This is a genomic window from Kitasatospora sp. NPDC086009 (assembly GCF_044540385.1).
Classification (GTDB): Bacteria; Actinomycetota; Actinomycetes; order Streptomycetales; family Streptomycetaceae; genus Kitasatospora.
In genome coordinates this window covers 255,638-282,251 of the sequence record NZ_JBITSA010000008.1, presented here as the reverse complement: position 1 = coordinate 282,251, position 26,614 = coordinate 255,638, and the positions used below count along the sequence as shown (strand labels likewise).

At 73.9% G+C, this 26,614-nt stretch carries 25 protein-coding genes; 6 read left to right on the top strand and 19 right to left on the bottom strand.

Annotated features, from left to right (window positions below; genetic code table 11):
• Positions 1–238 precede the first annotated feature (238 nt).
• Positions 239–1,048 (top strand): methyltransferase, encoded by an 810-nt coding sequence (locus ACIF6L_RS21620; RefSeq protein WP_359833688.1) that lies wholly within the window; start codon positions 239–241, stop codon positions 1,046–1,048.
• A 593-nt stretch (positions 1,049–1,641) separates the two neighbouring features.
• Positions 1,642–2,643, top strand: a complete 1,002-nt coding sequence (locus ACIF6L_RS21615) for a LuxR C-terminal-related transcriptional regulator (protein WP_352291388.1) — start codon at positions 1,642–1,644, stop codon at positions 2,641–2,643.
• A gap of 17 nt (positions 2,644–2,660) precedes the next feature.
• On the opposite strand, the gene ACIF6L_RS21610 is transcribed toward ACIF6L_RS21615, so the two are convergent.
• From ACIF6L_RS21610 to ACIF6L_RS21590, 5 genes are all read right to left on the bottom strand, one after another.
• A complete protein-coding gene (locus ACIF6L_RS21610; RefSeq protein ID WP_329486300.1) occupies positions 2,661–2,936 on the bottom strand; it encodes a hypothetical protein in 276 nt (91 codons plus the stop codon).
• Between the two features lie 292 nt (positions 2,937–3,228).
• Complete coding sequence (locus ACIF6L_RS21605; RefSeq protein ID WP_396486564.1) at positions 3,229–4,614, bottom strand: MFS transporter; 1,386 nt, start codon at positions 4,612–4,614, stop codon at positions 3,229–3,231.
• A 27-nt stretch (positions 4,615–4,641) separates the two neighbouring features.
• Positions 4,642–5,505: a phytanoyl-CoA dioxygenase family protein gene (locus ACIF6L_RS21600; RefSeq protein ID WP_396486563.1), complete on the bottom strand. Its 864-nt coding sequence runs from the start codon at positions 5,503–5,505 to the stop codon at positions 4,642–4,644.
• The gene (locus ACIF6L_RS21595; protein WP_329486297.1) at positions 5,502–6,656 is read right to left on the bottom strand and encodes a hypothetical protein; all 1,155 of its coding nucleotides are present in this window, start codon (positions 6,654–6,656) and stop codon (positions 5,502–5,504) included. Before ACIF6L_RS21595 ends, ACIF6L_RS21600 begins: the two co-directional genes overlap by 4 nt.
• 161 nt (positions 6,657–6,817) lie before the next feature.
• Positions 6,818–6,946, bottom strand: coding sequence for a hypothetical protein (locus tag ACIF6L_RS21590; protein ID WP_329486296.1), 129 nt, complete (start codon positions 6,944–6,946; stop codon positions 6,818–6,820).
• Positions 6,947–7,193: 247 nt separating this feature from the next.
• Here ACIF6L_RS21590 and ACIF6L_RS21585 point away from each other — a divergent pair, with 247 nt between their 5' ends.
• Complete coding sequence (locus ACIF6L_RS21585; protein ID WP_396486562.1) at positions 7,194–7,343, top strand: hypothetical protein; 150 nt, start codon at positions 7,194–7,196, stop codon at positions 7,341–7,343.
• Positions 7,344–7,420: 77 nt separating this feature from the next.
• On the top strand, positions 7,421–8,728 hold the full coding sequence (locus tag ACIF6L_RS21580; RefSeq protein WP_396486561.1) for a cytochrome P450: 1,308 nt from the start codon (positions 7,421–7,423) through the stop codon (positions 8,726–8,728).
• Between the two features lie 72 nt (positions 8,729–8,800).
• Here the strand turns inward: ACIF6L_RS21580 and ACIF6L_RS21575 are convergent, their stop codons facing one another.
• Positions 8,801–9,361, bottom strand: coding sequence for a hypothetical protein (locus ACIF6L_RS21575; RefSeq protein WP_396486560.1), 561 nt, complete (start codon positions 9,359–9,361; stop codon positions 8,801–8,803).
• 132 nt (positions 9,362–9,493) lie between these two features.
• Here ACIF6L_RS21575 and ACIF6L_RS21570 point away from each other — a divergent pair, with 132 nt between their 5' ends.
• Positions 9,494–9,850 (top strand): DUF6234 family protein, encoded by a 357-nt coding sequence (locus ACIF6L_RS21570; RefSeq protein ID WP_396486559.1) that lies wholly within the window; start codon positions 9,494–9,496, stop codon positions 9,848–9,850.
• A gap of 31 nt (positions 9,851–9,881) precedes the next feature.
• Here ACIF6L_RS21570 and ACIF6L_RS21565 read toward each other — a convergent pair whose 3' ends face one another.
• From ACIF6L_RS21565 to ACIF6L_RS21555, 3 genes are all read right to left on the bottom strand, one after another.
• Positions 9,882–10,967, bottom strand: a complete 1,086-nt coding sequence (locus tag ACIF6L_RS21565) for a restriction endonuclease (RefSeq protein ID WP_396486558.1) — start codon at positions 10,965–10,967, stop codon at positions 9,882–9,884.
• A gap of 257 nt (positions 10,968–11,224) precedes the next feature.
• On the bottom strand, positions 11,225–11,662 hold the full coding sequence (locus ACIF6L_RS21560; RefSeq protein WP_396486557.1) for a hypothetical protein: 438 nt from the start codon (positions 11,660–11,662) through the stop codon (positions 11,225–11,227).
• Between the two features lie 155 nt (positions 11,663–11,817).
• Entirely contained in the window at positions 11,818–12,495 is a 678-nt protein-coding gene (locus ACIF6L_RS21555) for a macro domain-containing protein (RefSeq protein WP_396486556.1), read from the bottom strand.
• Positions 12,496–12,765: 270 nt separating this feature from the next.
• Between ACIF6L_RS21555 and ACIF6L_RS21550 the strand changes: the two genes are divergently transcribed.
• Positions 12,766–14,397, top strand: a complete 1,632-nt coding sequence (locus ACIF6L_RS21550) for an ADP-ribosyltransferase domain-containing protein (protein ID WP_396486555.1) — start codon at positions 12,766–12,768, stop codon at positions 14,395–14,397.
• A gap of 69 nt (positions 14,398–14,466) precedes the next feature.
• Here ACIF6L_RS21550 and ACIF6L_RS21545 read toward each other — a convergent pair whose 3' ends face one another.
• From ACIF6L_RS21545 to blsE, 10 genes are all read right to left on the bottom strand, one after another.
• Entirely contained in the window at positions 14,467–15,912 is a 1,446-nt protein-coding gene (locus tag ACIF6L_RS21545; protein ID WP_396486554.1) for a M1 family metallopeptidase, read from the bottom strand.
• A gap of 125 nt (positions 15,913–16,037) precedes the next feature.
• Complete coding sequence (locus ACIF6L_RS21540; RefSeq protein WP_329486286.1) at positions 16,038–16,556, bottom strand: nucleoside 2-deoxyribosyltransferase; 519 nt, start codon at positions 16,554–16,556, stop codon at positions 16,038–16,040.
• Between the two features lie 102 nt (positions 16,557–16,658).
• Complete coding sequence (locus ACIF6L_RS21535) at positions 16,659–17,279, bottom strand: class I SAM-dependent methyltransferase (RefSeq protein ID WP_359803989.1); 621 nt, start codon at positions 17,277–17,279, stop codon at positions 16,659–16,661.
• Positions 17,280–17,304: 25 nt separating this feature from the next.
• Positions 17,305–19,209, bottom strand: a complete 1,905-nt coding sequence (locus ACIF6L_RS21530) for a hypothetical protein (protein WP_396486553.1) — start codon at positions 19,207–19,209, stop codon at positions 17,305–17,307.
• Positions 19,210–19,316: 107 nt separating this feature from the next.
• Positions 19,317–20,708, bottom strand: a complete 1,392-nt coding sequence (locus tag ACIF6L_RS21525; protein WP_396486552.1) for an MFS transporter — start codon at positions 20,706–20,708, stop codon at positions 19,317–19,319.
• An 81-nt stretch (positions 20,709–20,789) separates the two neighbouring features.
• Positions 20,790–22,031, bottom strand: a complete 1,242-nt coding sequence (locus ACIF6L_RS21520) for an ATP-dependent carboxylate-amine ligase (RefSeq protein ID WP_396486551.1) — start codon at positions 22,029–22,031, stop codon at positions 20,790–20,792.
• A complete protein-coding gene (locus ACIF6L_RS21515) occupies positions 22,028–23,209 on the bottom strand; it encodes a DegT/DnrJ/EryC1/StrS family aminotransferase (RefSeq protein WP_329486281.1) in 1,182 nt (393 codons plus the stop codon). The genes ACIF6L_RS21520 and ACIF6L_RS21515 overlap by 4 nt, the downstream gene beginning before the upstream one ends.
• Positions 23,206–24,372 (bottom strand): arginine 2,3-aminomutase, encoded by a 1,167-nt coding sequence (blsG, locus tag ACIF6L_RS21510; RefSeq protein WP_329486280.1) that lies wholly within the window; start codon positions 24,370–24,372, stop codon positions 23,206–23,208. Before blsG ends, ACIF6L_RS21515 begins: the two co-directional genes overlap by 4 nt.
• A 176-nt stretch (positions 24,373–24,548) precedes the next feature.
• Entirely contained in the window at positions 24,549–25,637 is a 1,089-nt protein-coding gene (gene blsF / locus ACIF6L_RS21505; RefSeq protein ID WP_396486550.1) for a CGA synthase-related protein, read from the bottom strand.
• Positions 25,625–26,614 (bottom strand): cytosylglucuronate decarboxylase, encoded by a 990-nt coding sequence (gene blsE, locus ACIF6L_RS21500; protein WP_329486278.1) that lies wholly within the window; start codon positions 26,612–26,614, stop codon positions 25,625–25,627. Before blsE ends, blsF begins: the two co-directional genes overlap by 13 nt.

Sequence of the window (26,614 nt, the reverse complement as noted above, 5' to 3'; positions counted from 1 at the left end):
TTGCTGCCGCCCGGAACCGGCGCCCGGGGCGGTTTCCGGCCGGGCCCGGCCGGGCGGAAGCGGCCGGACCGGGCGGAACGGGCCGGTTCATGCCGGTGCAGGTTTCGGCCACCGGCCGGCCCGGGACAACGGCCCGCCGGGAGCAGCACACTGGCTGCGCGGCGCCTCACCGGGACCGGCCGGCCGAGGTCCCGCGGCGCCCGCCCCACGACGGCATCCAGGAAGGGACCGACCCCCGATGACGAAACCCGCCGCCTGGCCGGAGCGGAACCTCTGGACGGACTCCGCGCAGGCGCGGGCCGACGCCTACCTCGACCACGCCCGGAGCATCCGCGGCGAGGTCCGGTTCGACCTGGTCACCCGCGCGCTGGCCCGGCACCTGCCGCAGCGCCCCTGCCGGGTGGTGGACATCGGCGGCGGCTTCGGCCGGCAGGCGGTCCTCCTGGCGCGGGCCGGGCACGAGGTGACCGTGGTGGACAACGACGAGACGCTGCTGCGGGCCGCCGCCGACCTGGTCGCCGCGGAGCCCCCCGAGGTCGGCCGGCGGGTGACCCTGGTCCAGGGGCTGGGCGAAGCGGCGCCCGACCTGGTCGGGACGGGCTTCGACCTGGTCTGCTGCCACAGCGTCCTGCTCTACCTCACCGACCCGGGCCCGATGCTGGACGCGCTGGTCCGGCTGGCCGCGCCCGGCGGCCTGCTCTCGCTGCTCACCGTGAACCGCGACTCCCAGGCGATGCGCGACGGGCTCCAGGGCGACTGGCGGGGCGCGCTGGCGACCCTGCTGGAGTCCGGCGAGCGGGGCGGGCAGTACCTGCCGACCCGGCCGGACACCCCGCAGGACCTCGGCCGGCGGCTGGCCGGGCTCGGCGCTCCGACGGTGGAGTGGTTCGGCGTGCGGGTCTTCTCCGACCACCGCCGTGACGAGCCGTCACCGGAGGAGTTCGTGGACCTCTGCGAGCTGGAGTGGCAGGCCGGACTGCGCGATCCCTACCGCGGGTTCGCCCGGCTCTTCCACCTGGTGGCCCGGCGCGGCGCCGCGGCCCGGTAGCCGTACCGCTTGGCGGCCGTGCGGGGACCGAAGCGCGCGGGGCCGGGAGCACGCGGGGCCCGCACCGCGCGGAGGCCGGAAACGCGGTGGTGACCCCCGCCGGCCGGGGCCGGCGGCCGACGGTGGTGCGACAGGGCGCCGGGCGCGTGACCGTGCGCCGGTACCGGAGTGAGTGCGCCGGAGCCCGTGCCGGTGCGCCGCGGCCCGGCCGGAACCTGCCACCGGGCGTCCGGGCCCGCCACCGGCCCGCCCCGGGCGCGGCCGAGGACCGGCCCCGGAGCGCCGCTGACCCGCGACGATGCCGGACGGGCCGCCGGACCGGGCCGCCCCGGGGCGGGCGCGGCGGGGGGCGCACCGGCCGCCGGCGCCGCCGCCGTCGGCCTGCCGTCGCAGGCTCACTTGTGGGTGGCCACGTCAAGTGCCAGTCTGTGAAAGTCAATTGCCGGACTCAGTGCGTGCACGTCGAGAGCAGGGGTTGTGCGCCGACGTCAGCCGCCGGACCGAGTCAGGGCATGTCCGGAATTCGCGCCCCGCCGGGACGGTCGACCCGCGTCCCGGCGAGCCGGTCGGACGAGCCCTGGAGGGAGTGGTCAATGTTCGAAGGGCTTGGGCTGAGCAGCCTCGCCGAGTCCGTGTACCTCGCGATGCTCCAGCACCCGGACGAGAGCCTCGACGTCCTCGCCCGCCGGCTCGACGTGGACCACGCCCAGATCCGGGTCGCGCTCGACGAGCTCACCGGCATCTCGCTGCTCCAGGTGTTCCCGGGCCGGCCCGGGCCAAGAGCCGTCCGGCCGGAGATCGGACTCTCGGCGCTGGTGGCCCGTCAGCAGGCCGAGATGGCCCGCCGGCACCAGCAGATCGAGGAGGGGACGGCCGCGCTGTCCACCCTGCTGGCCGAGCGCGCGGAGAGCCGCCCGGCCGAGACCGAGCCGGGCATCGAGCGGCTGTCCGGCATCGAGGCGATCCGCGACCGGCTGAGCGAACTCGCGCGCAGCTGCGAGTGGGAGGCCAGCTCCTTCATGCCGGGCGGCGCCCAGTCGGAGGAGAACATCAACGCCAGCCGGGCGCTGGACGCCGAGGCGATCGACCGCGGGGTGCGGTTGCGCACGGTCTACCAGGACAGTGTCCGCAACCACCGGCCGACGCTGGAGTACGCCCAGTGGCTCAGCGGGCTCGGCAGCGAGGTGCGCACCACCGCGTCGCTGCCCCTGCGGATGCTCATCGTCGACCGGCGGGTGGCCGTGGTGCCGCTCGACACGGCCGACGAGCAGGGCACCGCGGCGGTCGTGATCTCCAGCGTCGGGATCATCACGGCCCTCACCGCGCTGTTCAACTCGGTCTGGCGGTCCGCGACCGTGCTCGGCGCCGCGCGCCGGCGCGACGACGTCGGGCTCTCCGGCCAGGAGCGCCAGGTGCTCAGGCTGCTGGCGGCGGGCCTGACCGACGAGGCGATCGCCCGGCAGCTGGGCGTCTCGGTCCGCACGGCCCGCCGGGTCGCCTCGGACCTGCACACCAGGCTCGGTGCGCGCAGCAGGTTCCAGGCCGGCGCCCAGGCCGTCTCGCGGGCCTGGATCACCCCGGACGACCTGGAGTAACGCGGTCCCCGGCGGCCTCAGGGCCCCACCTCGGTGGAGCGGACGGCCCAGCTCGGGCAGGTTCCGGCGCCGGCCATGGTCCGGCAGCAGAGCTGCTCGGCCACCCGCGCCGCGTCCAGCAGGTCGCGGGCCTGCACATAGAGGTTGAACACCACGAAGCCCTCGTGGACGTCGATCCGCGCGTGCTGGAGGCAGTCGGTGCCGGCCCTGCTGCACAGCAGGTGCCGGTGCAGCTCGCGCGCGGACTGCGGCGCGGCGCCCGGGGTGTCAACCGTGGTCTTGGTCAAGTACATGGGTGGACCCGCTCCCGGCCGGGGCGTGCGGTCCGGTCCGGGGGGCTCGGGCGCCGTCGCGCCCCGGACCCCTTCCGGCCGGCTGGTCAGACCTCACGCGTCGCGTTCTCACGCCGACCCCTTCACGTACGTCGTTGCGAGCCGGTCCCGGGCCGGTTCCGCCGCGCGGTCACCGCGGCTCCGAAGAACCGGAACCGCGGTAGGTGGGCGGCCGGACCGGTACCGGGGGCCGGAGTTCAGGGCCCGGCCCCCGGAGCCGGCCCCCGGGCGGGAGCCGGCTCCCGAAGGACCGTCAGAGGATGATGGGCGGATCCGGGGCCCACCGGGTCAGGGCCCAGCGGACGAGTTGCGGGCCCAGTGCGGCGGCCATCACCGCGAACGCGGCGATCATCGCCCACCGCGTCCCGAAGGCGACGGCCAGGGCGCCGCCGACCGGCACCCCGATCAGGCTGGCGGCCTGCAACAGCACGAAGGCCATCGCCATCACCTGGGCGATCCGGTCCTTCGGCGCCGCGGCCTGCAGGCTGCCGAAGACACTGGCGATCAGCAGCGTCCCTCCGAAGCTGCCCGCGAGTTCCAGCAGCACCAGCCCGGCCATCGCGCTCGGCCCGGAGGCGGCGAACGGCAGCAGGGCCAGCGAGAGCAGGCTGACGGCGGTGCCCAGGGCGAGCGTGCGGCCCGACCCGAACCGCTTCTGCGCGCGGCCGACGAGCATGCCGCCGGTCACCCCGCCGACCGCGCCGAGTGCCAGCAGCGAGCCGATCAGCGACGGCCCCATGTGCACCGCGTGCACGAGGAAGAGCACGAGCACCGGCTGGGTGACCCCGTTGACGAAGGACACCGTGACCACCGCCCGGACCCCGGACTGCCGGCCCATCGCGAGGGCGAGGCGGACGTTGGCGGCGGCGCCGAGCCGCTGCTTCCAGGTCGTGGACGTCTTCGCGGTCTCCGCGGTCTTCACGGGCTCGGCCGGCACGGCGCCTTCGGCGGTTCCGGCGGGACCGGCGGCGCCCGCGGGCCCACCGGCCACCGCGTCGGCCGGCCCGGTGTCGGCGCTCGCGGGCCGGACCCGGGTGAGCAGGGCCGCGGAGGCCAGGAAGGAGAGCGCGTCGACCAGCACCACGTACGGCGCCGCGACCCGGGCGAGCAGGGCGCCGCCGAGCGCGGGCCCGCTGATGTCCGCGACGCTGCGGGTCGCCGAGATCTTCCCGTTGGCCTCCACCAGCTTCGCCTTCGGGACGATCTGCACCAGCAGCGGACTGGACAGCGCGGAGTACACCCCGAGCGCCGCCGAGGCCACCGCGGTCAGCGCCAGCAGCAGCACGATGTGCAGCGCCCCGAGCCACCAGAGCAGCGGTACGGACCCCATGATGGCGGCCTGCACCAGGTTGCAGGCCGCCATCATCGGCGCGCGCGGACGGCGCAGCCCGTCGGACCACGCCGCCGCCGGGAGCCTGATCAGCAGCGACGGCAGCACCTCGACCACCGCCAGCGAGGTCATCTCCAGGGCCGAGGCGCCCAGCGTGACCGCCGCGCACATCGGGATGGTGACGTTGCTGACCGCCGAACCGACCTGGGAGAGACCGGTCGCGGCCCACAGGGCCCGGAACGGCCGGTCGGGGAAGACCGGCGGGTCCGCGGTCTGCTCACCCCCGCCGGCCAGTGCCGTCGTCGTCACGTCGCTCGTCCTTTCACGCCGGTCCTCTCAGAGCGTGGGGATGCGGACGCCCGCGTCGGTGGCTCCCTGGGCGAACCAGGCCGGGAAGCTCTCCGGGTAGCGCATCCGGGCGATCTCGGCCAGCCGGGGGATCAGCCGGGAGACGCCGTTCATCGTCCGCATCGAGTCCACGGCGATCTGGCTCAGGAAGCGGTGGTTGTCGCGCACATGGGGCCGGGCGTAACTGAAGAAGACCCCGAACTTCTCCCGGCCCGGGTCCCGCAGGACGGTGGTGCTGGTGTGCATCAGACGAGCGTTCCACATCACGACGTCGCCCGCTCGGGTATCGACGCGTTCGCGGAGATCCGACTCGCCCACCGTCCGCGCCGGGATGTCGAACTCCGGTTCGGCGGTGCCGTATCCGTCGAAGGACATCAGGTGCGAGGCGCGCACCACGTCGATGCCGCCGCCGCCGACCGGGTCGTTGTCCTGGAGGTACAGCCCGCACTGGACGTGGGCGAACCCGGGCTCCCAGACGTACGAGGCGGTCGGTCCGACGAAGGTCGCGTCGACGTGCCAGGGGACGTACACGTTCTTGCGCGCCGTGCAGTTCGGGTACAGCACGGGGTGGTCCTCGCCCAGCAGTTCCTTGGCGGCGCGCACCACGCGCTCGCGCAGCACGATGCCGGCCAGGAAGTCGTCGGCGAGGAAGTCGCTGGTGAGCATCTCCTGCGAGCCGGTGCCCGTGAGGTAGCCGGAGCACAGGGCCCGGGCGCGCTCGACCTCCGGGGCGTCCAGGACACCGCGCAGGATCACGTAGCCGCGCCGGGCGAAGTCCTCGGCGGAGACCTCGGCGCACGCTCCGGCGGCGGGCGCGGGGGCGACCGTGGCGGTGCCGTTCGCCGCGGTCATCGCTGGACCCGCACCGGGCTGCCGGGGACGACGCACGCGGCCAGGCCTTCGAGCTGGCCGTAGCCCAGGCCGCAGCAGTCGCCGGTGATGTCCTCGTCCAGGGCGTCCGCCGGGTGCTCCGCGTCGGTCGCGGTGAAGGTCTCCAGGTCGATCGGCTCCGGATCGTCGTCGACCCAGACCAGCGCGCCGGCGGTGATCAGGTCGAGGTGGACGTCCGCGATGTACGGGACCTTGCTGACCCGCTGGTTGTGCTGGCCGAAGCCCAGGTGGACACCGCAACGCCGCTCGTTGATGTGCGAGTTGGCGGTGATGAACTCGTCGATGCCCCGGTTGGTGCCCAGGCCGAACTCCCCGACGTTGCGGCCGTAGGGGCTGTTCAGGCAGAGCTGGAACATCGCGTCGAGCTCCGGGTCGGCGCAGGTGAGGGAGACGGCCTGGCCGTTCTCGATCTCCACCCGGACCGGGTTGGCCGCCAGGCTGGCGTTCAGCGGGGTGATGATGTTGGCGTTGAAGGCGCCGTCCGCGACCAGCACGCCGTCGACCGTGACCGGGTACGTCGCGACCTCGCCGGCCGGCAGGATGGTGAAGCCGCCGGGCCGCCAGACGCCCCGGTTGCTGATCCAGTGGTACTTGTCCGCGTCCAGCTCGATCGTCAGGTCGGTGCCGCCCCGGCTGGTGACCCGCACCTTGCGGGCCGGCTTCACCCGCTCCAGCAGCGTCGCGTTGAACCGGGTCAGCTGCGCCGGCGCCAGGTTGAGGGACTTGGTGAAGAACGCGGTGGAGGCGCTGATGATCCGCAGGATCATCGTGCGGTCGCCGCCGAACCTCCGCAGCGCGTTCTCGAAGACGTTGAAGTGCGACATGGTGTCGCGCTCCAGGGTGAGGATCACCAGACGGCCCGGCAGCGTCTCCGGGTCGGGGAGCACCGCCTCCAGGCGCCCGGCGAACTCCGGGTCCTCCAGCTTGCGCATCGGGACGATCGGCGCCGTGAAGCCCCGGTGCCGGAGCGCGAGCGCCAGCCAGGCCGCCGGGTCGCGGCTGTCCGGGGTGTAGGTGATGACGAAGGTGTCGGTGCTGTTGACGAGGACGTAGTCGTCCAGCAGGACCTTGACGCCCTGCTGGACCTTCTCGTCCGGAATGACGAAGTTCATGGTCGAGCTCCTCGGATCGACGGGGACCCGCCGGGCGGATCCGCAGGCGCACATCGCGCACGGACGGTAGGGGTACGGTGCGGCGGACGAGGCAGGGGCACCCGTCGCCCGGCCGGAGGAGGTCCTCCGGCGCGGTGCGGCGAGTGCCCCTGCCGGCACTGCTAGTTGTTGTAGAAGGTCGAGTACGAGACCTTCCACGCCACGTCGCCGAGGCCGTCCTCGTCGACCTCGGCCGGCTCGGCGGCAGCCATCGTGTTGACCAGTTCCTCAAGCTCCTCGAACGCGGACATCGCAGTCTCCTTCGGCTGGTGGTCGTCAGCGGGCTGCTGACTGGTCCCATGCTGTGGCCCGGGTCGGAGCGGGCGGTAGTGGTCACTTCCTGCACCCCCGAAGGCCTGGCCTGAACCGGCCTCCCGGCGCCCGGACGGACTGTCCCTGCCATGTCGGCCCGAGGCCGGTGCAATCTGCTGACCAGCCCGGAAAGCCCCTGTATACAGGTTTCCGACACCCACGCCGCACCCCCCCGGAGGCAGGACCATGAGCAACTTCGCTGGCACCAAGGCCGGTTCGGACATGCGGCGGTCGCCGGCCCGCCTCGTGGTGACCGCCGCCGCCCCGGCCGCCGGGAGCCGCGGGGCCTCGGGCGACGACGACGGCTTCGGCTGGCAGGTCGCGCCGCGCTCCTGAACGCCCGCGGTCCGCACACCTCACGCACGCCTCACGCACGCCGCCCGAGCCCGTCGCGTCGCAGGAAGGAACGAACGGTGACTCACCCCGAATCCGCACCGGAGGTGCTTCGCTACCCCTTCGGGGAGCCCCACCTCCTCGACCTCGACCACCGCTATGCCGGCCTGCGGGAGACCGAGGGGCTCGGCCGGGTCGAGGTCAGGGACCTCGGTTCGGCGTGGCTCTGCTCCCGGTACGCCGACGTCCGCCGGATCCTGACCGACAACCGCTTCGGGCTGACCCCGCCGGCCGACCCGGCCACCCCGCCCGATGGAGCCGGTCCGGCCGCCGACGCGGCCGCGCGCTGCCCGGTCGCCGCGACCGGCGCGAACACGGCGGCAGCACCCGGGCGGGAGCCGGCGCCGACCTCCGCGCAGGTGACCAGGGTGACCAGGGGCGGCCTCAAGCCCCGGCAGATCGAGCGGCTGCGCGGGGCGACCGAGAAGATCGCCGACGAGCTGCTGGACCGGCTGGGCCGGCTCGACCGTGGCGGGCCGCCCGGTGCCCGGGCGACCACCGATCTGATGGCCGGATTCGTCAAACCCCTTGCCGCCGACGTCCTTTGTGAACTGCTCGAGATACCCGCCGGGGAACGCCCCGGGGTGCGGGCCAGGCTGCTGGGAGCGGCCACCACCGCGTCGCCCCCGTCCGGGGCGGACCAGGAGGACCGGCGCGCCCTCGCCCGCCGGCTGGCGGAGCTGATCGCCGCCCGCGACCCGGCCGGGCGGAGCGCCGACGACCTGCTGAGCGCCATGATCCGGGCCCGCGGCGAGGGCGAGGAGCGGCTCTCCGACCGCCAACTGGTCACAGCCGCACTGCGGTTGCTCCTGCCCGGGCTCCAGAACACCGTTCTGATGCTGTCCAATTTCGTACGCGCGCTGATGCACCACCGCTCCGAGCTGGAGCGGCTGCGCCACCGGCCGGACCTCGTACCCTCCGCCGTCGAGGAACTGATCCGCTTCACGCCGTTCCACAGCACCTCGACCTTCCCCCGCTACGCCTCGGAGGACGTCGAGGTCGGCGGCACGCTGATCCGCCGCGGCGAGGTCGCGGTGGGAGCGCTCTGCGCGGCCAACCGGGACGAGCGCGCGTTCACCGACCCGGACAGCTTCGACATCGGGCGCGGCGAGAACGCCCACCTCGGCTTCGGCATGGGAACCCACCACTGCCCGGGCGCCGCCCTCGCCCGGATGCAGCTCCAGGTCGCCATCGCCGCCCTGGCCCGCCGGGTCGACGACCTGTACGTCGCGCCCGTCGCGAACGCCCGGTCGGTTCACGATCCCGGCGGCCGCGTCATCGGCTGGTTCGACCCGCTGCCCGCGACCTGGTCCGCGATCCGGCCCTGACCCCGTCCCCGCCCCCGCCCCCGCCCCCGGGGCCGGACCCGAGTCGGGTCCGGCCCCGGGGGCGCGTCCGTGCTACGCGGCGGCCGGGCAGGTCATGGCGATGGTCGGGCTGCCGCCCGCCTCGATCCACTGCCTGCCCTCGTAGGTCTGCGCGCCCTGCGCGTACTCGTAGTAGAAGTAGAGGACGCCGAAGGCGACGACGGAGGGGCTGTGGCAGTCGGACTCGGGGGTGAACCGGTAGGCGAGCCGCACGCTGCGGCTCTCGCCAGGGGCGATGGGCACGACGGGGGCGGTCATGTTGAAGTACGACAGGGTCTGCTCGAACCCGCACGCGCTGGCGTCACCGGTGCAGGAGACGAACTCCGGACGCGAGCCGGCCGGGGTCGGTGAGGTCTGTTCGGAGGCGTAGGTCGTCACGTAGAGGAACTGCACGTCACTGGACTGGTGATTGGTGAAGGTCACGGTCAGCGTGCCGACCTGGCCGGGAGTCACGACGGGGTGGTCCACGCTCAGGGTGAACGACGGCGGGGGCTCGGCGGCGGAAGCCGGGTGGCCGAAGCCCAGCAGGCCGAGGAACAGGGCGATGACGGCGATGAGGCGCACGCGCCTCAGTGCGGGGGCGGGTATACGCATGACGGTTGAGCGTAGGGAAACGATGCCCGTCGCGGCAGCCCCGCCCGGCGGATCCGGCCATGATCCCGCCCGCGCCCGGAGATGAGTACGGGTACTCAGGAATCCGGCCGGGCGGCTTGGCAGAATCGCCGGATGGACGAGACCCCCTCCCGCCCCGGGCGCCTGCGGCGGCCCGCGCGCACCGGCACCGGGGCCGATGTGGCCCTGGGCCTCCTGCTGCTGCTGCTCGTCGCCGGGGCGCTCGTCGCCCGGCTCTTCGACTCCGGCATGGAGGGCTGGGCCCGGTCGTACGACGGCCCGGCCGGGCAGGAGGCGATCCGCCGCCTGCACCGGCGGGACGGCGACTTCATCGGCTACGAGATGGCCGCCGTCCTCGTCCTGGCGGCCGTGGCCGCCTGGGCCCGCCGCCCCTGGACGGCGGCCCTCCTCCTGCTGGCCACGGCGGGCCTGGTCGCGGCCCTGGTGGCCCAGGCCCATCTGTCGGCGTGACGCCGGGGGCGGGGGCGGGCCCGGGCGAGGGCTACGCGTCCTCGACCTCCAGGCCGTAGGCGACGACGGCCTGGTGCAGTCCTCCCTGGTAGCCGGCGAGGGCGGGGGTGAAGTCCCAGTTCCCGGCGGTGTCGCGGTCGAAGCGGCCCAGGCGCATCGCGGTGTTGGTCTCGGCGCCGTCGGCCAGGTGCACGACGGCCGGGGCCTGGTCGGCGCCGGCTTCGAGGATCAGCGCCGGTCCGGCGAACCCGGCCATGGTGGCGCTCGGACGGTTCGCGGTGTCGGCCGCGGCGACGATGACGAGCCGGTCGGCGTCGGCGGGGAGCGCGTCGAAGTCCACCATCAGACAGGCGTTCGCGTCGCCGTAGCCGGTCACCAGCCGGACCGAACCGTCCGGCGTGGATGCGTTGTTGTAGAAGACCAGGTGCTCGTCCGACAGCGCCCTGTTCCCCTGGCACACCAGGGCGGCGATGTCGTACTCCTCCTCGCCGGTCCAGTGCAGGAGGAGCCGGGCGGGCTCGGTGGCCAGCTCGATCCCGGACAGGCCGTCGCCGCCCTGGTCACCGGCACCGTCATCGGCGCAGTCGCGGTGCGCGGCCGCGAACACCTCGTGGAAACCGTGGTGCTTGAGCAGGCCGACCAGTTCGGCGCCGTTGATCAGGGTGATGGGCTTGCCCGCCACGAACTGGTGCGAGCTCGGGCCGAACCGGCTGGTGGTGACCAGGACGCCCTTCGTCGCGGCCCGGTCGTGCTGGAGCGTGCCGTAGAGGTCCCGCACGGCCGACGGCGTGACGGTGTCCCGGTACCGCTTGACCTGCACGATCACGTTTCCGCCGCGGAAGGGATCCGTGTCGATCCCGCGCACGTCCACCCCGCCGTCCCGCGAGCGGGCGGTGAGCTCGACCTTCATGCCCATGGCCTCCATCAGCCGGGCTATCAGCTGCTCGAACTCGACCGGGTCCATCGCCAGGAGGAGCTGGAGCTCGCGCACCCGTTTGGCCATCCGGCCGCGGTTCGCGTTGGTGTCGTCGCGGAGGTGGCGGAACAGCATCCGCTGGGCGTGCCGCTCGCTGGTGTCGGGATTGCTGAGGCGATGGAGCTTCCGGCTCCGGGGCATACGGTGCTCCCTTGCAGGGGTGGCTGGTGGGGCAGGCGTGACGGTGGACGACTCGCCGACGCGGTGTCAGTCGTGTGTCGCCACCGATAGTAGGGCCTGCGCCTGGACAGCTCCTGCGAGCATGAGCATGACTGGCGGTGATTCAGTTGTCGTGTGGGCGGGAGGAGTTGGACGAGCAGCCCTCGAGCGGCGGGGGCCGGTGGCAGGTCGGCCCGGCCGTGGTGGGGGCAGGTCCTGCCGGACCCGGCCGGGGTGGGTCAGGCGTTGCGCTTCACCGCGAGGAAGCCGGCGGTCTGGCCGGCCGGGGCCAGGTTCTCGCCGGTGCCGTGGGGCTCGGCGCGCAGGACGGTGCCGGCGAGGGTGGTCCGCTGGTTCACCCCCGTGTCCCAGTGGTGCAGGATGATGCCGTCGTAGTCGTAGTGGAAGTCCGAGATCGGGCTGCCGGGCCGGCCCTTGCCGGTCAGGGTGAAGGCCACCGGCGAGGAGCCCGACACCTGGCCGGTCATGACCATGGCCTCGGCCTCGGTGCCCGGCGGCGCCGGGAAGACCAGCAGGCCGCTGACGGTGCCGTCCGGCGCGGCCGTCAGTCTCAGCTCCAACTGCGCGAACCGCAGTCTGTTGAAGTCCTGGACCGGGTCCGGCAGCTCCAGGAAGCTCCGGTAGGTGTAGGTCCCGGTCAGCTCGGCCGCGTCCATGGCTCCTCCTGAACGGTGCGACGCCATTCGGTCCCCCTTCCAGCCTGCCGGGGTCGGCCGGACTCCGCGAGCGCGGCGGGGCGGACCGGGCCGGCCCGGCGGCCGGTCCGGGCGCTCGTCGTCACGGAGGGTGCGGGGGAGCCGGGCGCCCCCGGTCAGCGGCGGCCGGTGCGGCGGGCGGGCGGGGTGATGCGTATCCGCTGCGCGGGGGGCGCGCTCTCCAGGTCGTGGAGCTGTGCGGTGATGGTGGCGCGCAGGTCGTCGTCGTCCTCGAAGGTGTGGTCGTTGAACAGGGTGTAACCCGTCCACATCAGGTTGGCGCAGACCCGGGCCGGTACCCGGCCGGTCCGGGCGCCCATGCCGACCAGGGCGACCGAGCGGATGCTGCCCGGCGTCGCCGTGTTCTGCCGGTGGACGGCCTGGAACGCGGCGGCGCAGGCCAGGGCCACGTTCAGGGTCTCGCTCACGTTCTGCGAGGACTCCTGCATGGTCGGAGCGGAGATCAGGAACGTCGGGTTGGTGGCGCCGGAGGGCACGCACACCGCGCTCCCGACCGGCAGCGCCCCGGCGAAGCGGTCCCGGATCGCCCGCTGCACGCGCAACTGGATGCCGGCGCCCAGGTGCCGCTTGACGGCCGCGTCGACCCCGCCGTCCATCCGGCCGCGGGAGTTGGTCGGGCTGACCCAGGCGTCGACGACCTCGTCGAGGATCGACCCCTGGCGGATCTCGATCTCCGGAGTGTCGGCGAACGCGGCTCGCCAGGCCTCCACGACCGGCGCGTTGAGGTCGGTCAACACGACCCTGAGCGGCGTCTGCGGGCGATCGGTGGTCATGCTCCACTCCCCTTCGGGACACGGTTCCTCGAACTGGTGACGACGCTATCGCCGACCACTGACAGGGCGACAACGGGTGTGTGCCGCACCGGCGGTGCGCGGAAGCGGGCCGACGGGGCCGGACGGCCGACTGTCGGACCGGGCCGGTACAACAGTCGAGTCCGCAGCGGAGGTGACGGGCGCTCACCGAACGACCGCCGGCACCGGTGGTGGTCCGTCCGGCCGCCCCGTCACGTCCGCCGAACCACGGCTGTACGGAGTCACACCACCATGAGCGATGCCCACGCCCCCGCGCCGTCCGCCCCGACCGCCCCGAGCGACCCGCTGGCGCTCGCGGAGCTCTTCAAGGGCGGCGGAGAACCGTGGCTTCCGCTGCTGAGGCCGGTCATCGAGGCCCAGCCGGACGCGGCCGCGTTCATCGGCCCGGGGCGCGGCCCGGAGGTCGTCCCCGTCCGCGAGTTGACCTTCCAGGCGCTCAAGCCCAACGCGCCGCACAAGTGGAAGGTCGTCGTCTTCGGCCAGAACCCCTACCCGCGGCCGGAGAGCGCCACCGGCATCGCCATGTTCGACAACACCTTCCACGACTGGAAGGACAGCCAGTTCGGCCGAGTGGTCAGCATCCGCTGCATCATCAAGGCGGCGGCGATGTGGAAGCACGGCATCCCCAAGAAGACGCCGATCGCCGACATACGCGGGCTGCTGAAGGAACAGGACACCGTGCAGCCGCCGGAGTGGTTCCAGGCGATGCTCACCCAGGGCGTGCTGCTGCTGAACGCGGCGCTCACCGCGAGCAGCGACGGGTCGACGGCGACCGACCGGCACACCGCGTTCTGGCGCCCGGTCGCCGAGCGGATCGTGGAGGAGATCCTCCGGGCCAAGCAGGACGCCGAGGACGAGGAGGACCGGGGCGTCGTCTTCGCGTGGTGGGGCGCGCACGCCCGCAGCCTGAAGAAGGTCGTGCTCCGGCTCCAGCAGAAGTACCCCGGGGTCGAGGTCCGGCACATTGACCACGCCAACCCGGCCGCGCAGGGCGACATCTTCTGCGACGGCGACCACTTCGCCATGGTGAACGCGGCGCTCGCCTCGCTGGGCGCCGAGGGGATCGACTGGCTGCCGGCCAAGGGGTGGAACGAGGGCACGGCGCAGGGCGGCGGGGAGGGCGGCGATCTCGCCGAACGCATGGGCGCGTTCATCACCTCCACCATGGAGCTGCACCAGCTCTACCTGGAGCGGCTCGCGAGCGTCAAGGACGAGGGGCTCGTCCTGCCCGCGATCAGCGGGGTGTTCGACACCCCGCTGATGGACTTCCGCGAGGCCGTCGCCCCGGTGGCCGCGCTGCTGTCCGGTCTGGACCGGCACGTCGAGCGGTCGCACGCCTTCGGCCGCAGGCGGGCGGAGGAGGCGGCGGCCGGCGGGCTCTCCGCCGAGGCCATCTCGGCGCTCTACCTCTACACCTGCGAGTCCGCGTTCTACCGGGAGATCAACGCCATCCTGCGCGCACCGGACCGGAGCCGGGTCGTGCCGTACCTCCCGTACCTACGGCTGCTGTTCTCGGCGGTGTCGCAGCTCCCGGCCCGCACCGAGCCGCTCTGGCGCGGGGTCTCGCTGGACCTGCGCGCCCAGTACCCGCTCGGACGGACCGTCACCTGGTGGGGCGTCTCCTCCTGCACCTCCGAGCTCGGCGTGGCGAAGGGGTTCCTCGGCAGCCGGGGCAGGCGGACGCTGTTCGAGGTGCTCCCCGTCCGGGCCGCGGGCATCCAGCGCTACTCCGCGTTCACCGGCGAGGAGGAGTTCATCCTGCTGCCGGGCACCCAGCTCAAGGTGACGAACGTGAAGGCCGAGCGCGGCGGCCTGTGCACCGTGACGCTGACGGAGCTGGAGGAGCAGAGCCTGGTCTCCTGACCGGGGCCGGGCAGGAGCCCGGGCGCGGCCCCGGGCTTCTGCCGAGCGGCTCCGGAGCGCCGGGGCCGCTCAGGCGCCGATCCGGTGCGCCGCCCAGAACGGGGCCAGGTCCTCCGCGGTGGCGGCCCCGGCGGCGGCCAGGAACGCGGGGGTGCCGCTCACGCCGTACCAGTGCGCGCGGGTGTAGCCGCGGAGCAGGCGGGCCATCGCGTCCGCGCCGATCAGCCGCCGCAGGTCGTGCAGCGCGCAGGCGCCGTAGTCGTAGACCACCACCCCGTACCGGTCGGGGTGCTCGTCCCAGTAGGCCATGCCGTTGGTGATCCGCTCCTCGGGGGCGGACCAGGCGACGCGGCTCCAGCAGTCCGCGCCGTCCCGGCCGAGGGCGAGGTCGGTGGCGTACTCGGCGAAGGACTCGTCCAGCCAGGGCTGGTGGTACTGGTCGTCGCCCACGATGCCGTACCACCACTGGTGCGCGATCTCGTGGACGAGGGCGGTCGTCTTCACCCGGTCCAGGACGAAGCCCGGGTACTCCATGCCGCTGAACCAGAGGTCGTCGTCCAGCACGACGTCCAGCTCCGCGTACGGGTAGCCGCCGAAGGCGCGGGCGTGCGTGTCCAGCGCGGACACCGCGAGGCCGAGCATGGTCCGGGTATCCGCCGCACCGACTCCGGCCACCGCGTGCACGGTGACCCTGACCCCGCCGGCCGAGACCGCGGAACTCCTCTCGAACGGGCCCGCGGACCAGGCGAAGTCACGCACCTGCCGGGCCGTCGCCGTGGTCACGGTCCGTCCGGCGGCGCCCGGGCCGTCGGCCGAGCTTCCGGAGGCCGGGACCCCTAGGGTCGCCGGGTGGTCGAGCACCACGGTGAAGTCGGCGGCCAGCGCGTAGAAGGACTCCCCGGTGTCGGTGAACGGGTCGAGGTGCCAGCCGTCGGCGTCCCGCACGGCGAGCACCGGCAGGGCGTTGCCGAAGTGGCTGTACGCCCCGTGCCGCCCGAACCGCCCGGCCTTGTCCGCGAGTTCCGGTGCCCTGAGGTCGAGGTCGAAGCCGATGCTGTGGCGGCCCCCGGGGTGCAACGGGGCCGGCAGGGCGACCCGCAGCACCGTGCAGTCGGCCGACAGGGTGGCCCCGGCGCCCCCGACCAGGCGCGTCACGGTGACGGCCGGCGCCGGGCAGCCCCCGTGGGCGTTGCCCCACAGCCGCAGGTAGACCTCGGGGAGGGGCTGCGCCGAGACATTGGTGAAGCTCACCCGCTCGTGGCCGGTCCAGCGGGCGCCCGAGGAGTCCCCGGTCAGCGCGACGGTGTAGGCGGCCGCCGCCGGTGTGCCGGCCGGTTCGGCGGACCGCTCCCGGCCGGGCGGGGCGAAGCCCGTCGCGGTGGCGACCAGCGCCAGGCAGGCGAGCAGCGCGGCCAGTAGTCGGGCCGGCGGGCGGCCCGGTGGGCAGTCCGCGGGGGCCGCCCGGGAGCCGTGGCCCAGGGACGGGGCCGGGGACGGGTCTGGGCACGGCCCCACGGACGGGCCCGGGGCGCCGGCGGACGGCGGCCGTCCGGCCGGGCGGTGCGGCGGCACGGCCGGACGGGTCCCGTCCCGGCCCGGGGTGCGGGACGGGACGGGACCGGGAGTCGGTCGGAGGACGGTCACCGGGCGCCGCTGCCCTCCCGCTGCCGCAGTACCGCCAGGTCGACCGCCCGGTCGACGGCCGCCAGGCCGGCGGCGAGGTCCGTGTGAACCACGTACTCCACCGAGGCCACCGTGTGCAGGCCCTGGACCAGGAAGGTGTACTCCCGGTCGCGCTCCAGCAGCAGCACGATCGGCTTGTCGAAGGCGCTGGCCCAGCCGATCTCGATGTGGGTGCCCGGCGAGGCCGGGTGGCCGGGCAGGGCGACGAACACGTCGGCCTTGCGGATCTCGTCCTGGTCGAGCTTCGTGCACTGCTCCGGCCGCATCAGCTCCGCCCCCCAGGCCTCGCGCCGGTGGGCGTTGTGCACGGCGAGTCCCTGCGACTCGAAGTGCTTGATCAGGATGTCGAACGGGGCCCGCGACTCGGCGGACATCTCTCCGGTCTCCGGGTCCAGGAGCTGGATGAACGGGCCGGCGAGGAACACCGACCGGATGCCCAGGTCGGGGCGGGAGCCGTTGGTCAGGGTGATGCTCATGGGGGGAGGTACCTCCGGAACAGCGCCGGTGCGCGGGGTGGGTGGGGGTCGGCCGGCGGGGCGGTCACGGGCCGGACCGGCCGAGGGGGAGTGGTGGACCGGTCAGTCCTTGAGGAAGCACTGGATGAAGGCGTCACCGCTGGTGCCGCCGTGGGTGTACTCGGTGGTGTCGTAGGCGACGAAGGGGTGCCGCTCGACCCGGATCGAGCGGAAGTGCGGCAGGTACTGCCAGCGAAGCTCCGGCTTGGTGCTGAAGAAGGGGATGAACACTCCGCCGGGGCGCAGCACCCGGACGACCTCGGGCATGGTCCTGGCCCACAGCTCGGCGTCGGTCCAGACGTCCATGTCGAGGGCGGGGTCGAAGAACATCCCGTCGATGCTCTCGGACGGCAGCTCGAAGATCCGCTGGAAGAAGTTGCCGCGCTCGATGGCGAGGTTGCCGGGCAGCTCGGGGTGGCGGGCCCGGAAGAGGTCCTCGACCTCGTCGAAGAGCTCCAGCACGGTGTGCCGGCGGGTCGCCGGGTTGCCCGCGATCCGCAGCGCGGACAGGCCGAGGCCCAGCCCCACCTCGTAGAAGTCCTGGCCGTACTCGCAGAGCATGTCCGCGCTCGCCCACATCAGGTCCCGCTCCCAGGCCTGCATGGCCTGCTCGCCGCCGATGCTGAGGGTCACCTCGCCGTTCTGCTCGATCAGTTCGATCGCCGGCTTGGTCTGGCTCTCCATGGTTCTCCTTGGGTTGTGCGGTGGGTCAGGCGCTGCGGGGGACGACCCCGAAGTGGCGCCGGGCCGTCGAGACGGCGAGGTCCTGCACGGCGAACACCGTGAAGTAGTAGGCCTGCGGGGCGGTGTCGGCGGCGAACCGCACACGGAACCCCACCTCCTCGGGCCGGCCGCCGGTCAGCCGGAGCCGGGTGCTGACCGGCTCGACCGTGGTGTCCTCGCGCAGGTAGCTCGGGACGAAGAGGCCGAGGCGGACGGGGCCGCTCCGGGCCGCGGTGACCATGGCCCGGATCTCCAGCACCCCGCCCTGCTCGACCTCGTCGGGGGCGTGGGCGAGCAGCGCGGGGGAGTCCGGGAGCCGGAAGGTGACGTCGCCGCAGCGCATGCAGACGGCGCAGGTGGTGTCCAGGATGTGCGGGAGCAGGCCGCGCCGGGTGAACTCCTGGGCGGGGCGGCCGCAGTGGCAGGTGACCTCGCGCACCTGCGGGTCCAGGCTGCTGCGGTCACCGAAGTGCGCCGGGTAGTTCATCAGTTCGTGCTCGGGGTTGGCCGCGACCTGTTCGGTGATCACGTGGTCGAGGGACTGCAGGTCGGCCGTCAGCGAGCCGTGGATCTGCTCGGGCGACTGGTCGGCGAGATGGGTCGGCCGCGCCACCCAGAGGTCGACCTTCCGGGCGAGCCTGGTCAGCCGGGGCCGCAGCGGGTGGTTGTGCGGCAGCAGCTCCGAGCCGAGGTAGGCGGTGAGCCGGGCGCCCACGGTGAGCAGCAGCGGGTCGGGGCGGTGGTCCGCCGGGGCGGGCGGCGGCGGGGTGTCCTCCTCCGCCGCCGGCAGCCCGAAGCGCATGAACGCCGGGTACGGGTGCGAGCCGGCCAGGCTGGCGTTGAGGGTGTCGACGGAGTCCGCGCCGACCAGGGCGCCGTGCATCCAGGCGACGTTCTCCGGCCGGTCGGAGTCGTGCACCGACACGGCCGAGACCACCGTGCGGGCCGGGCCGTCGAGCGCGTTCAGCAGCAGCTGGTACTTGGGGTCGTACAGCGCGAGGTCCGCGAGCGGGCCGCTGTTGCACGCGCTGAGCACCAGCTCCACGGCCTCCACCCGGTTGAGCGGGACGAGCTTGTCCTCGGGCTTGTAGCAGGGCAGTCCGTAGGCGCAGCGCGGGCCGAGCAGCCCGGGCACGGCCGCGGCCGTGCCGTTGAGGCCGCAGATGGTGAACTCGCCGAGGTTGACGCTGTCGTCCTTGCCGTGCCCCTGGAAGGCCACCCGCCGCCACCGGGTGCCGAGGATCCGGGCCTGGATGTCCTCGCGCTCGAAGTCACGGTCGTCGAAGACCTGGACCCCGGGCAGCCGGGGCGGCCGGTCGGTGTCGGTGAACAGGCCCAGCGCGTCGACGTCGAGGGCCGGTTCGGCGTACTGCTTGGCGATGTTCCAGCCGACCGAGGCGTCGTCCCGGCCGCTCAGCAGCGTCAGCCCGTGCGGCCGGCCGCGGTAGGTGTCCAGCAGCAGGTCCCGGACGGGGTCGAGGGTGAGCCGGTCGTAGCGGCCGACGAGCAGCAGCGAACCGCTGTGCCGCGCCCGGAACGACGCGACGTCCGCCAACTCCTCCTCGGCCACCCATGTCCGGGCGAGCGGTCGGGCCAGCTCGGCGAGCCCCTCGGGCAGCTCGGCCGCGCCGAGGACGATCCCGAAGTCGAGCGGGTGCGGTTGCCGCCGGCCGCCGTACAGCCGGCCGGCGAGCTCGACGCTCTGCGCCAGGTCGGCGCGGTCGTCGGTGGGCACCGGCACCGGCAGGAGCTGCGGGGAGTCCAGGAACTCCCGCACGGCCCGCGGTAACTGGTGCCGGGTGACGGTGCGGAACAGGGCGGCCGGACCGGGCAGGTCGGGCCGTTGGTCAGGCCGTTGGTCGGGCCGTCGGTCGGCGGGGGCGGCGTTCATGGTGGACCACCTCTGGGGCGTGGGAAGGACGGATGGGACGGCGGGTGCGACGGGCCGGCGGGCCGCTGCGCGGGCGGCCGGGGGGCCGCGGCCGGCGGGTCCGGCGGTCATACCGCGCACTCCACCATCGGCGCCGCCCGCCGGGTCAGCAATCCCCGGCAGGCGAAGGCCAGGGCGGCGGCCGCCAGGGCGGTGCCGGTCGCCACGGCGAACACCGCGCGCGGCCCGAGCGGGTCCATCAGCAGCCCGCCGGCCTGCTGGCCCAGCGCGTCACCGAGGACGGTGGCGAGCGAGGCCCAGGTGAACGCCTCGGCCAGGGAGCGGCCGTCGGCGATTGTGCTCACCAGGGTCATCTCGGTGGCGGAGACCAGCGCGATGGGTGCGCTCCCCACGGCCAGCGCCAGCGCGAGACCGAGCTGGGAACCGGCGAGCAGGGTCAGACCCGTCCCGAGGGCGTAGGCCAGCAGCAGCCGGGGGAAGCGCGTCTGCGGCGCCAGCTCGGACTGCGAGCGGCCGAGCCAGAGGGCGCCCACGGCGCTGCCGACCCCCCAGCACGCGTAGACCACGCCGGCGCCGCCGGGAGCCCCGTGCCGGTCGACGAAGGCCGGGATGGCCAGGGTCAGCAGGCCGATGGGCACCGCGGACAGGGCCATCACGGCGGTCAGCGCCAGCAGCGCCGGCTCCCGCAGGGGGCCCAGCAGCCGGCGCGGGTCACTCCGGTCGGCGGGTCCGTCGGCAGCCGGGGACCGGGACGGGCCGGTGTCCTGGTGGGCCGTGCCGGCGCCGTCGGCGCGGGTGCCGGCGGCGCCGGGGCCTTCGGTACCGGCCGCTTCGGAGCCGCGGCCTCCGGTGACCGCGGTTTCGGTACCGGCGGCTTCGGTGACGGCGGTTTCGGTACCGACCGGCAGCCGGGTGTGCGCGAGCCCCAGCGTGCCGAGGCCGCCGATCACGGCGACCGTGGTGAGCGCCAGGCCCGCCGAGCCGACCAGCATCAGCGCCGCCAGCATCAGTGGCGCGCTGATCACCAGCACCTCGGTCAGCAGGGCCTCCCAGAGGTAGGCCGTCTCGCGTTCCTCCTCCCGCAGCGGCAGCCGCGCCCAGAGCGAGCGCATGCAGGCGTTCGCCGGCGGCAGCACCGCCCCGGCGACGACCGCCGCGGCGGGCTGGGCCCAGCCACCGGGGTGGGTGAACCAGACCAGCACGGTGAGCGCCGCCGGGTAGGCGACGGCGGTCGCGGTCAGCACCGCCGCCCGCCCGCGCCGGTCGAGGTGGCGGGCGATCAGCGGACTGCCGAGCGCCATCCCCAGCGTGTACAGCGCGGCCACCAGGCCGGCCTGGGCGTAGCCGCCGCCCTGCTCACGGACCGTCAGGACGAGGGCAAGCGACATCAGGTAGACCGGCAGCCTGGAGACCACGCTCCACCAGGCCGGCCCGGCCACCAGGGGTCGGGTGAGCAGGTCGAGGAAGCGACGGGGCAGGCCGCCGGAGGGGAGGGTCACGCGGTCGGTCTCCGTTCAACAGCCGTAGGGGGCGGCGGAGTCGGGTGCCGGGCCGCTGCGCGGGCGGCCGGCCCGGCGGGGTCAGGTGGGGACGGCATCGGCCTCCCGGGCCGGTACCACCTCGATGGTGAACCGGTCGAGCACCTCGCGCATCCGGGTCTCCACCTCCGCGACCGACTCTCCCACGACATGGGCGTACCCCGAGGCGTTGTGGGAGGCCCGGCGGGCCGCCACCCGGTCACCGGCACCGACCTTGAGGACGGCGTCGACCACCCCGGGCAGGCCCAGGAGCTCCTCCCGGGAGGTGATCCGGCGGATCGTCCCGGACCCGGGCAGCGGCAGCAGCAGGTCGCCCGCGCAGCGGCGCTCGCGGTAGTCGAGCTCCGGCCGGCGGCCGAGGTAGACCGCCAGCGTCGCGCCGAACACGTCGAAGCCGTACGCGTGCCCGTGGTTGGCGGGGATCTCGCAGCCCGCCAGCCGGACACCGATCTCGCCCGCGTACACCTCGCCGTCGATCAGGAAGAACTCCATGTGGGCGTACCCGTGGTCGATACCCATCCCGGTGATGACGTGCTGGACCAGCGCCCGCACGTCGATCGCCGGCCCGTCGCCGGTGCCGACGCTGATGTTGGCGTTCATCGCGCCGTCGACGATGTCCAGCGGGCGGCAGGGCATCGCGCTCGGCCAGGCGTCCAGCACCTCGCCGCCGAGCACGATCGCGCACACCTCCCACTCGGTGCCGCCGAGGTGCTCCTCCACCATCCAGCGCCGGGCACCGAGGTCGATCCCGGCGAGGTCCCCCGGCCCGGCCAGCCGGTAGGTGTCCACGCAGGCGAACGAGTCCACCGGCTTGAGCACCACCGGCCAGCCGTGCCGGTCGGCGAACCGCCCGATCTCGGCGCCCGACCGCACCCGGGCGAACTCCGCCGTCCGCAGTCCGAGTTGCCGGAAGCGCTCCTTCATGACGGCCTTGTCCCGGACCAGGGTCACCTGCTGCTCCGTCAGGTGCGGGAGGCCGGCGAGCGCCGCGAACCGCTGGGCCGCCGCCTGCCGGGGCTCCGACGGGTTGCAGAACCGGGTGGGCGGTACCGGCAGCCCCGCCGCCCACTGCCGGTACCGCTGCGCCTCCTGGGCCGGCGCCGCGCCCTCGCGCACCCAGAAGGCCGGCAGGTGCGCGGTTTCGAGGAGGTAGTCCTCCGAGAGGTCCTGGCGCGTCTCGGCGAACCGCAGCAGGACCAGCCGGTCGGCCAGTTCCCGGGCGGCGTAGCGGGTGAAGGAGGACGGCCGGTCGTCCACCATCAGCAGCACCTCGGTGTCGTTCACACCGACTCCAGCACCTGGCGGACGGCCTTGGCCGCGAGGGCCTGCTCCTCCTCGGGCAGTTCCGGGGAGAGCGGTACGCACAGCGTGCGGTCCAGGACGTCCCTGGTCCGGGCGAAGCCGTCGTGGCTGAGGGCCAGGGGGACGTCGGGGGCGTGGTTCCACGGGAAGCCGTCGCGGTAGAGCGAACGGCGGCCGGTGAGCACCGGGTGGTCGGGCAGCAGGTACTTCCCGAGCGTCCAGTTGGCGATGCCGGCGGCGCTGAGCGCCGCCACCGCGGCGTCCCGCAACTCCCGGCTCTCGCAGCGGAACCGCAGACTGACCTTGACGTCGCCGGCGGCCCGCGGCCGGACCTCCAGGTCGGGCCGGTCGGGCAGCTCGCCCATCGCGATGGCGTACATCCGCTCCAGCCCCGCGAGCAGCTCGTCGAGGTGCCGGAACTGCTGGCACTGGACGGCCGCGACCTGCTCGCTGGTCACGAAGTTCTCGCCGAAGTGGGCGTCCTGGTTCCACGTCGGGTAGTGGCCTGGCACCCGGGCCGAGCCGTGGTCGTGGTAGCAGCGCATGGTCGACCAGGCGTCCTCGTCGTTGGTGACGAGCAGGCCGCCCTCGCCCGAGGTGAGGACCTTGTTGTGGTGGAAGCTGAACGTCCCGGCGTATCCCGCCGTGCCGACCTGCCGGCCGTCGGGGAAGCGGGCGCCGAGCGACTGCGCGCAGTCCTCGACGAGGTACGGCACCCCGGCCGGCAGTGGGGCGACGGTGCCCTCCATGTGGGCGACGATCACCCGCTGCGCGTCGGGCGGCACCAGCGTCGGGTCCATCGAGAGCGAGTCGTCGGCGTCGACGAGCACCGGGATCAGGCCGCAGGACAGCACCGCGCCGGCCACCGCGACGAAGGTGACCGCGGGGATGTACACGAGGTCCCCGACGGCGGGGCGGGTGGAGATCAGCGCGAGCCGCAGCGCCTCCGTGCAGTTGTGGACGGCCAGCGCGTGGCCCGCGCCCAGCCGCTCGGCCACCGTCCGCTCCAGCCGGGAGGCCATGCTCTCGGTCTCGGTCTGGTAGCGGAAGAGGACCTGGTGCTCGATCACCTTGCGCAGCTCCGACATGTCGGACCAGTCGAGGTAGTTCGCGCCGTAGGGCAGGAAGCGCTGCCCGAGCCGCTTGTCGAGTGAGCTCATGCGGTGTCCGACTCCGTGATCGGCTGCGCGGAACCGTCGACGACCATCTCCTGGCCTCGGTGGTTGCGGAGCAGCAGGCCTTCGGGGATCTGGGTGTAGGAGGGCGGCGGGATGGGGATCTTGCCGATCTTCGTGGTGAGGACGTACTGGGGGACGCCGAACCCGGTGATGTGGCCCTGCAGGCCGGCCATGATCTCCCAGCCCTTCTCGACGGACGTCATGAAGTGCGAGACCCCGGTGACGTTGTCGCAGTGGTACAGGTAGTACGGCCGGACCCGGATCCGCAGCAGCTCGGTCATCAGCGTGCGCATGGTGGCGACGTCGTCGTTGATCCCGCGCAGCAGCACCGTCTGGTTCCCGACCGGGATCCCGTGCCGCAGCAGGCGGTCGACGGCCGCCGCGGCCTCCGGGGTGATCTCCTTCGGGTGGTTGAAGTGGGTGTTCAGCCAGACCGGGTGGTACTTGGCGAGCATCGCGCAGAGGTCGTCGGTGATCCGCTGGGGCAGCAGCACGGGGAACCGGCTGCCGATCCGGATGATCTCCACGCTGGGGATCGCCCGCAGACCGGCGATGATCTCCTCCAGCTTGCCGTCCTGGTAGGAGAGCGGGTCGCCGCCGGTCAGCAGGACGTCCCGGATCTCGGGGTGGTCGGCGATGTAGCGGAGGTCCTCGTCGTAGGAACCGCCCTCGTCGTCGCGGAAGTAGGTGCCGTCGACGTCGGTCGTGTGGAACTTGCGGGTGCAGTGGCGGCAGTAGACCGGGCACGCCTCGGTGATCAGCATGATCACCCGGTCCGGGTACTTGTGCACCACCCGGTTGGTCTTGCGGTAGAAGGTGTCACCGACCGGGTCCACCTCGGCGCCGGGGAACTCCATCAGCTCGCCGAGGGCGGGCACCGCCTGCTGCCGGACCGGGCAGCTGGGATCGTCCGGGTCCATCAGCGAGGCGTAGTACGGGGTGACGCTCCAGCGGTACTTGCCCGCCACCCCGGCGATGGCCTTCTCCTCGTCGGGGCTCGGGTTGATCCACTGACGGGCCTTGTCGAGGGTGGTGATGCGCCGACGCATGTGCCAGCGCCAGTCGTCCCAGTCGCTCTCCGGGACCCTGGGACGGATCAGTTCGGGGCGGGTGACAGCCGTGGGTTCGCGAAGGGTGTCGGACATGGCGGCTCCAGTACGACGCGGTCGACGGGTGTGAGGGTGCTGAGGGTGCTGAGGTTGGGGCTGCTGAGGTGGCCGGGACGGGTGGGGCCGGACCGGCGGCCGGACGGGGTGGGGGGGATCAGGACGGGGCCGGCCCCTGGGTGGGGTCCGGGGCGCGGACCGGGGCGGGCGGCGGCTCACAGCGGAGCCAGCGCGAGTTGGCGCAGCGTGCGGGCGACCCGCTGGGCGCCGCGCAGGTCGTCCAGGGCCGGGTCGAGCAGGTGCCACGGGCCCGCGGCGGGTGCGCCGTCGGCGCCGGACTGCGCCCACAGGCCCGGATCCGCGGGATCCTCGGCCGAGGGCAGGGGCAGGACGCCGGCGAGCTGCTCGGCCAGAGCGCGCTGGGCGGGCCCGAGCGCCGGTAGCAGGGCCAGCGGTGCCCGCCGCGCCTGGGCGAGGGCGAGCGCCCCGAGCACCGGGGAGGCCAGGAACACGCCGGCCTCGGCGTGCAGCGCGTCCGGGTCGGTCTCGGCGGCCCGGCCCAGCCGCAGGCCCGGCCGCCCGGTGAGGCCGCCCAGAGCGGATCGCAGCAGGTCGAGCCCGGAGTCGGCGACCACGGTGCAGCCCCCGGTGCGGTGCAGCGCGGCCGCCACCAGGGCGGGCAGCGCCGCCCCGGCGAAGGCCTCCGCCTCGGCGGCGGGTACGCGCCAGAGCGAGAGCAGCAGCAGGGTGCCCGAGCGGGACCGGCTCCGGCCGGTGCGCTGCGGCGCGAGCACTCCGGTGGGCCGGACGCCCCGGGCGGCGGGCCCGGCCGCCGGCAGCCACCCGGGCCGGTGGACCCGCCCCAGGGCGCGCTCCGGCGCCGCGTCGGTCTCCGGGTTGCCGGCCGCGGGGGTGCCGGCCGACAGGTGCTCGGTCGCCGGGCCGCCGACCGGGTGGCCCGAGATCAGGTGCACCACCGGCACGCCCAGGCCCAGCAGGTGCTCCGTCCTCGCCACGTCGTCGCAGACGAGTGCGGCGACCGGCGGCGGATCGACGTCCTCGGCGCCGACCGGACGGAGGTCGCCGAGGTGGGCGGCCACCCGCCGCAGGGCGAGCGTCGAGTCCAGCTGGTCCGGTCGGGCGCTCAGCAGCACGCGGGGGCCGTGCGGCGAGCCGTGGGCCGCCGCCGACCCCGAGCCGGCGGGCGCGCGCCGGGTGGGCATGGCCGGGTCGGTGCCGGGGTCCAGGGGTGCCGGTCGGTCGGGTGCGGCCGGTGCCTGCGGACCGGAGCTCAGTAGTGCCACGGGCCCACCGCCCCCAGTCGCGCCACGTCGTCGCTGTATCCGGCGGCCGTGGTGGAACACCCGTTGCACACCGCGGGACCGCGTTCGCGGAACCACTCGGCGTGGGCCCGGAAGACCGGGGTGTCCAGCTGGATCACCCCCTGTTCCCGCAGCGGGGCGCCACCCGGCCCGTCGTCGCCCTCCCGGTGCGGGATGCAGCTGCACGCGTACATCCGCCCGTACTTGCCGTCGACGTAGATGACGTCGTCCGCGACGTGGCAGAGCGGTTCGGCCGCGCGCGGGGTGACGGAGTCGGCGAAGTACCGCTCCTGCTCCTGCGGGGTGTCGCCGTAGAAGCGCTTGCCCATCGGGACGAGCAGCGCGGCCGGATCGGCGTCGTAGATCGGATCGCAGACGCTTCGGACGTGGTCGGCGTCGGGGTAGGTGATGCTGCGGTCGAGCTTGAGCGCGGACAGCTCCCACTGGCGCACCCCCGCCCCGGTCAGGACCTCCTGCAGTGCGGGCATCTCGGTGTAGTTGTGCGGCCCGACGACGGTGTTGACCCGGGGCAGCACGCCGAGTTCCGCGGCGGCGCGCAGACCGGCGAGCCCGCTGTCGAACATCCCGGGTGAGCGCCGGTAGACGTCGTGGGTGGCGCCCGAGGAGCCGTCCAGGCTGACGATCACCTGCGCCAGGCCGGCCGCGGCCAGCGGGGCGGCCATCCGCGGCAGCAGCGACCCGTTGGTGATGAGGGACATCCTCATCCCGGCGGCGGCGCCCGAGCGGACCAGCTCCACCACGTGCGGGTGCATCAGCGGCTCGCCGCCGGTGAACCGGACGTAGCCCACGCCGGCCGCCCGGGCCTTGGGCAGCAGGTCGTCGAAGTCCTCGCGGGAGAAGCGGAAGGTGTCGCGGGAGAGAGCGAACTCGCACATGAAGCAGTCGGCGTTGCAGGCTTCCAGGATCCGGATGAAGAGGTAGCGATCACGTGCACGCAC

What these genes read in the sequence shown, in the direction of transcription:
- ACIF6L_RS21620 (WP_359833688.1), top strand. Translation starts at nt 239, where the DNA reads ATGACGAAACCCGCCGCCTGGCCGGAGCGGAACCTCTGGACGGACTCC.
- ACIF6L_RS21615 (WP_352291388.1), top strand. Translation starts at nt 1,642, where the DNA reads ATGTTCGAAGGGCTTGGGCTGAGCAGCCTCGCCGAGTCCGTGTACCTC.
- ACIF6L_RS21610 (WP_329486300.1), bottom strand. Translation starts at nt 2,936, where the DNA reads ATGTACTTGACCAAGACCACGGTTGACACCCCGGGCGCCGCGCCGCAG.
- ACIF6L_RS21600 (WP_396486563.1), bottom strand. Translation starts at nt 5,505, where the DNA reads ATGACCGCGGCGAACGGCACCGCCACGGTCGCCCCCGCGCCCGCCGCC.
- ACIF6L_RS21595 (WP_329486297.1), bottom strand. Translation starts at nt 6,656, where the DNA reads ATGAACTTCGTCATTCCGGACGAGAAGGTCCAGCAGGGCGTCAAGGTC.
- ACIF6L_RS21590 (WP_329486296.1), bottom strand. Translation starts at nt 6,946, where the DNA reads ATGTCCGCGTTCGAGGAGCTTGAGGAACTGGTCAACACGATGGCTGCC.
- ACIF6L_RS21585 (WP_396486562.1), top strand. Translation starts at nt 7,194, where the DNA reads ATGAGCAACTTCGCTGGCACCAAGGCCGGTTCGGACATGCGGCGGTCG.
- ACIF6L_RS21575 (WP_396486560.1), bottom strand. Translation starts at nt 9,361, where the DNA reads ATGCGTATACCCGCCCCCGCACTGAGGCGCGTGCGCCTCATCGCCGTC.
- ACIF6L_RS21570 (WP_396486559.1), top strand. Translation starts at nt 9,494, where the DNA reads ATGGACGAGACCCCCTCCCGCCCCGGGCGCCTGCGGCGGCCCGCGCGC.
- ACIF6L_RS21565 (WP_396486558.1), bottom strand. Translation starts at nt 10,967, where the DNA reads ATGCCCCGGAGCCGGAAGCTCCATCGCCTCAGCAATCCCGACACCAGC.
- ACIF6L_RS21560 (WP_396486557.1), bottom strand. Translation starts at nt 11,662, where the DNA reads ATGGACGCGGCCGAGCTGACCGGGACCTACACCTACCGGAGCTTCCTG.
- ACIF6L_RS21555 (WP_396486556.1), bottom strand. Translation starts at nt 12,495, where the DNA reads ATGACCACCGATCGCCCGCAGACGCCGCTCAGGGTCGTGTTGACCGAC.
- ACIF6L_RS21550 (WP_396486555.1), top strand. Translation starts at nt 12,766, where the DNA reads ATGAGCGATGCCCACGCCCCCGCGCCGTCCGCCCCGACCGCCCCGAGC.
- ACIF6L_RS21540 (WP_329486286.1), bottom strand. Translation starts at nt 16,556, where the DNA reads ATGAGCATCACCCTGACCAACGGCTCCCGCCCCGACCTGGGCATCCGG.
- ACIF6L_RS21535 (WP_359803989.1), bottom strand. Translation starts at nt 17,279, where the DNA reads ATGGAGAGCCAGACCAAGCCGGCGATCGAACTGATCGAGCAGAACGGC.
- ACIF6L_RS21530 (WP_396486553.1), bottom strand. Translation starts at nt 19,209, where the DNA reads ATGAACGCCGCCCCCGCCGACCGACGGCCCGACCAACGGCCTGACCAA.
- ACIF6L_RS21515 (WP_329486281.1), bottom strand. Translation starts at nt 23,209, where the DNA reads ATGAGCTCACTCGACAAGCGGCTCGGGCAGCGCTTCCTGCCCTACGGC.
- blsG (WP_329486280.1), bottom strand. Translation starts at nt 24,372, where the DNA reads ATGTCCGACACCCTTCGCGAACCCACGGCTGTCACCCGCCCCGAACTG.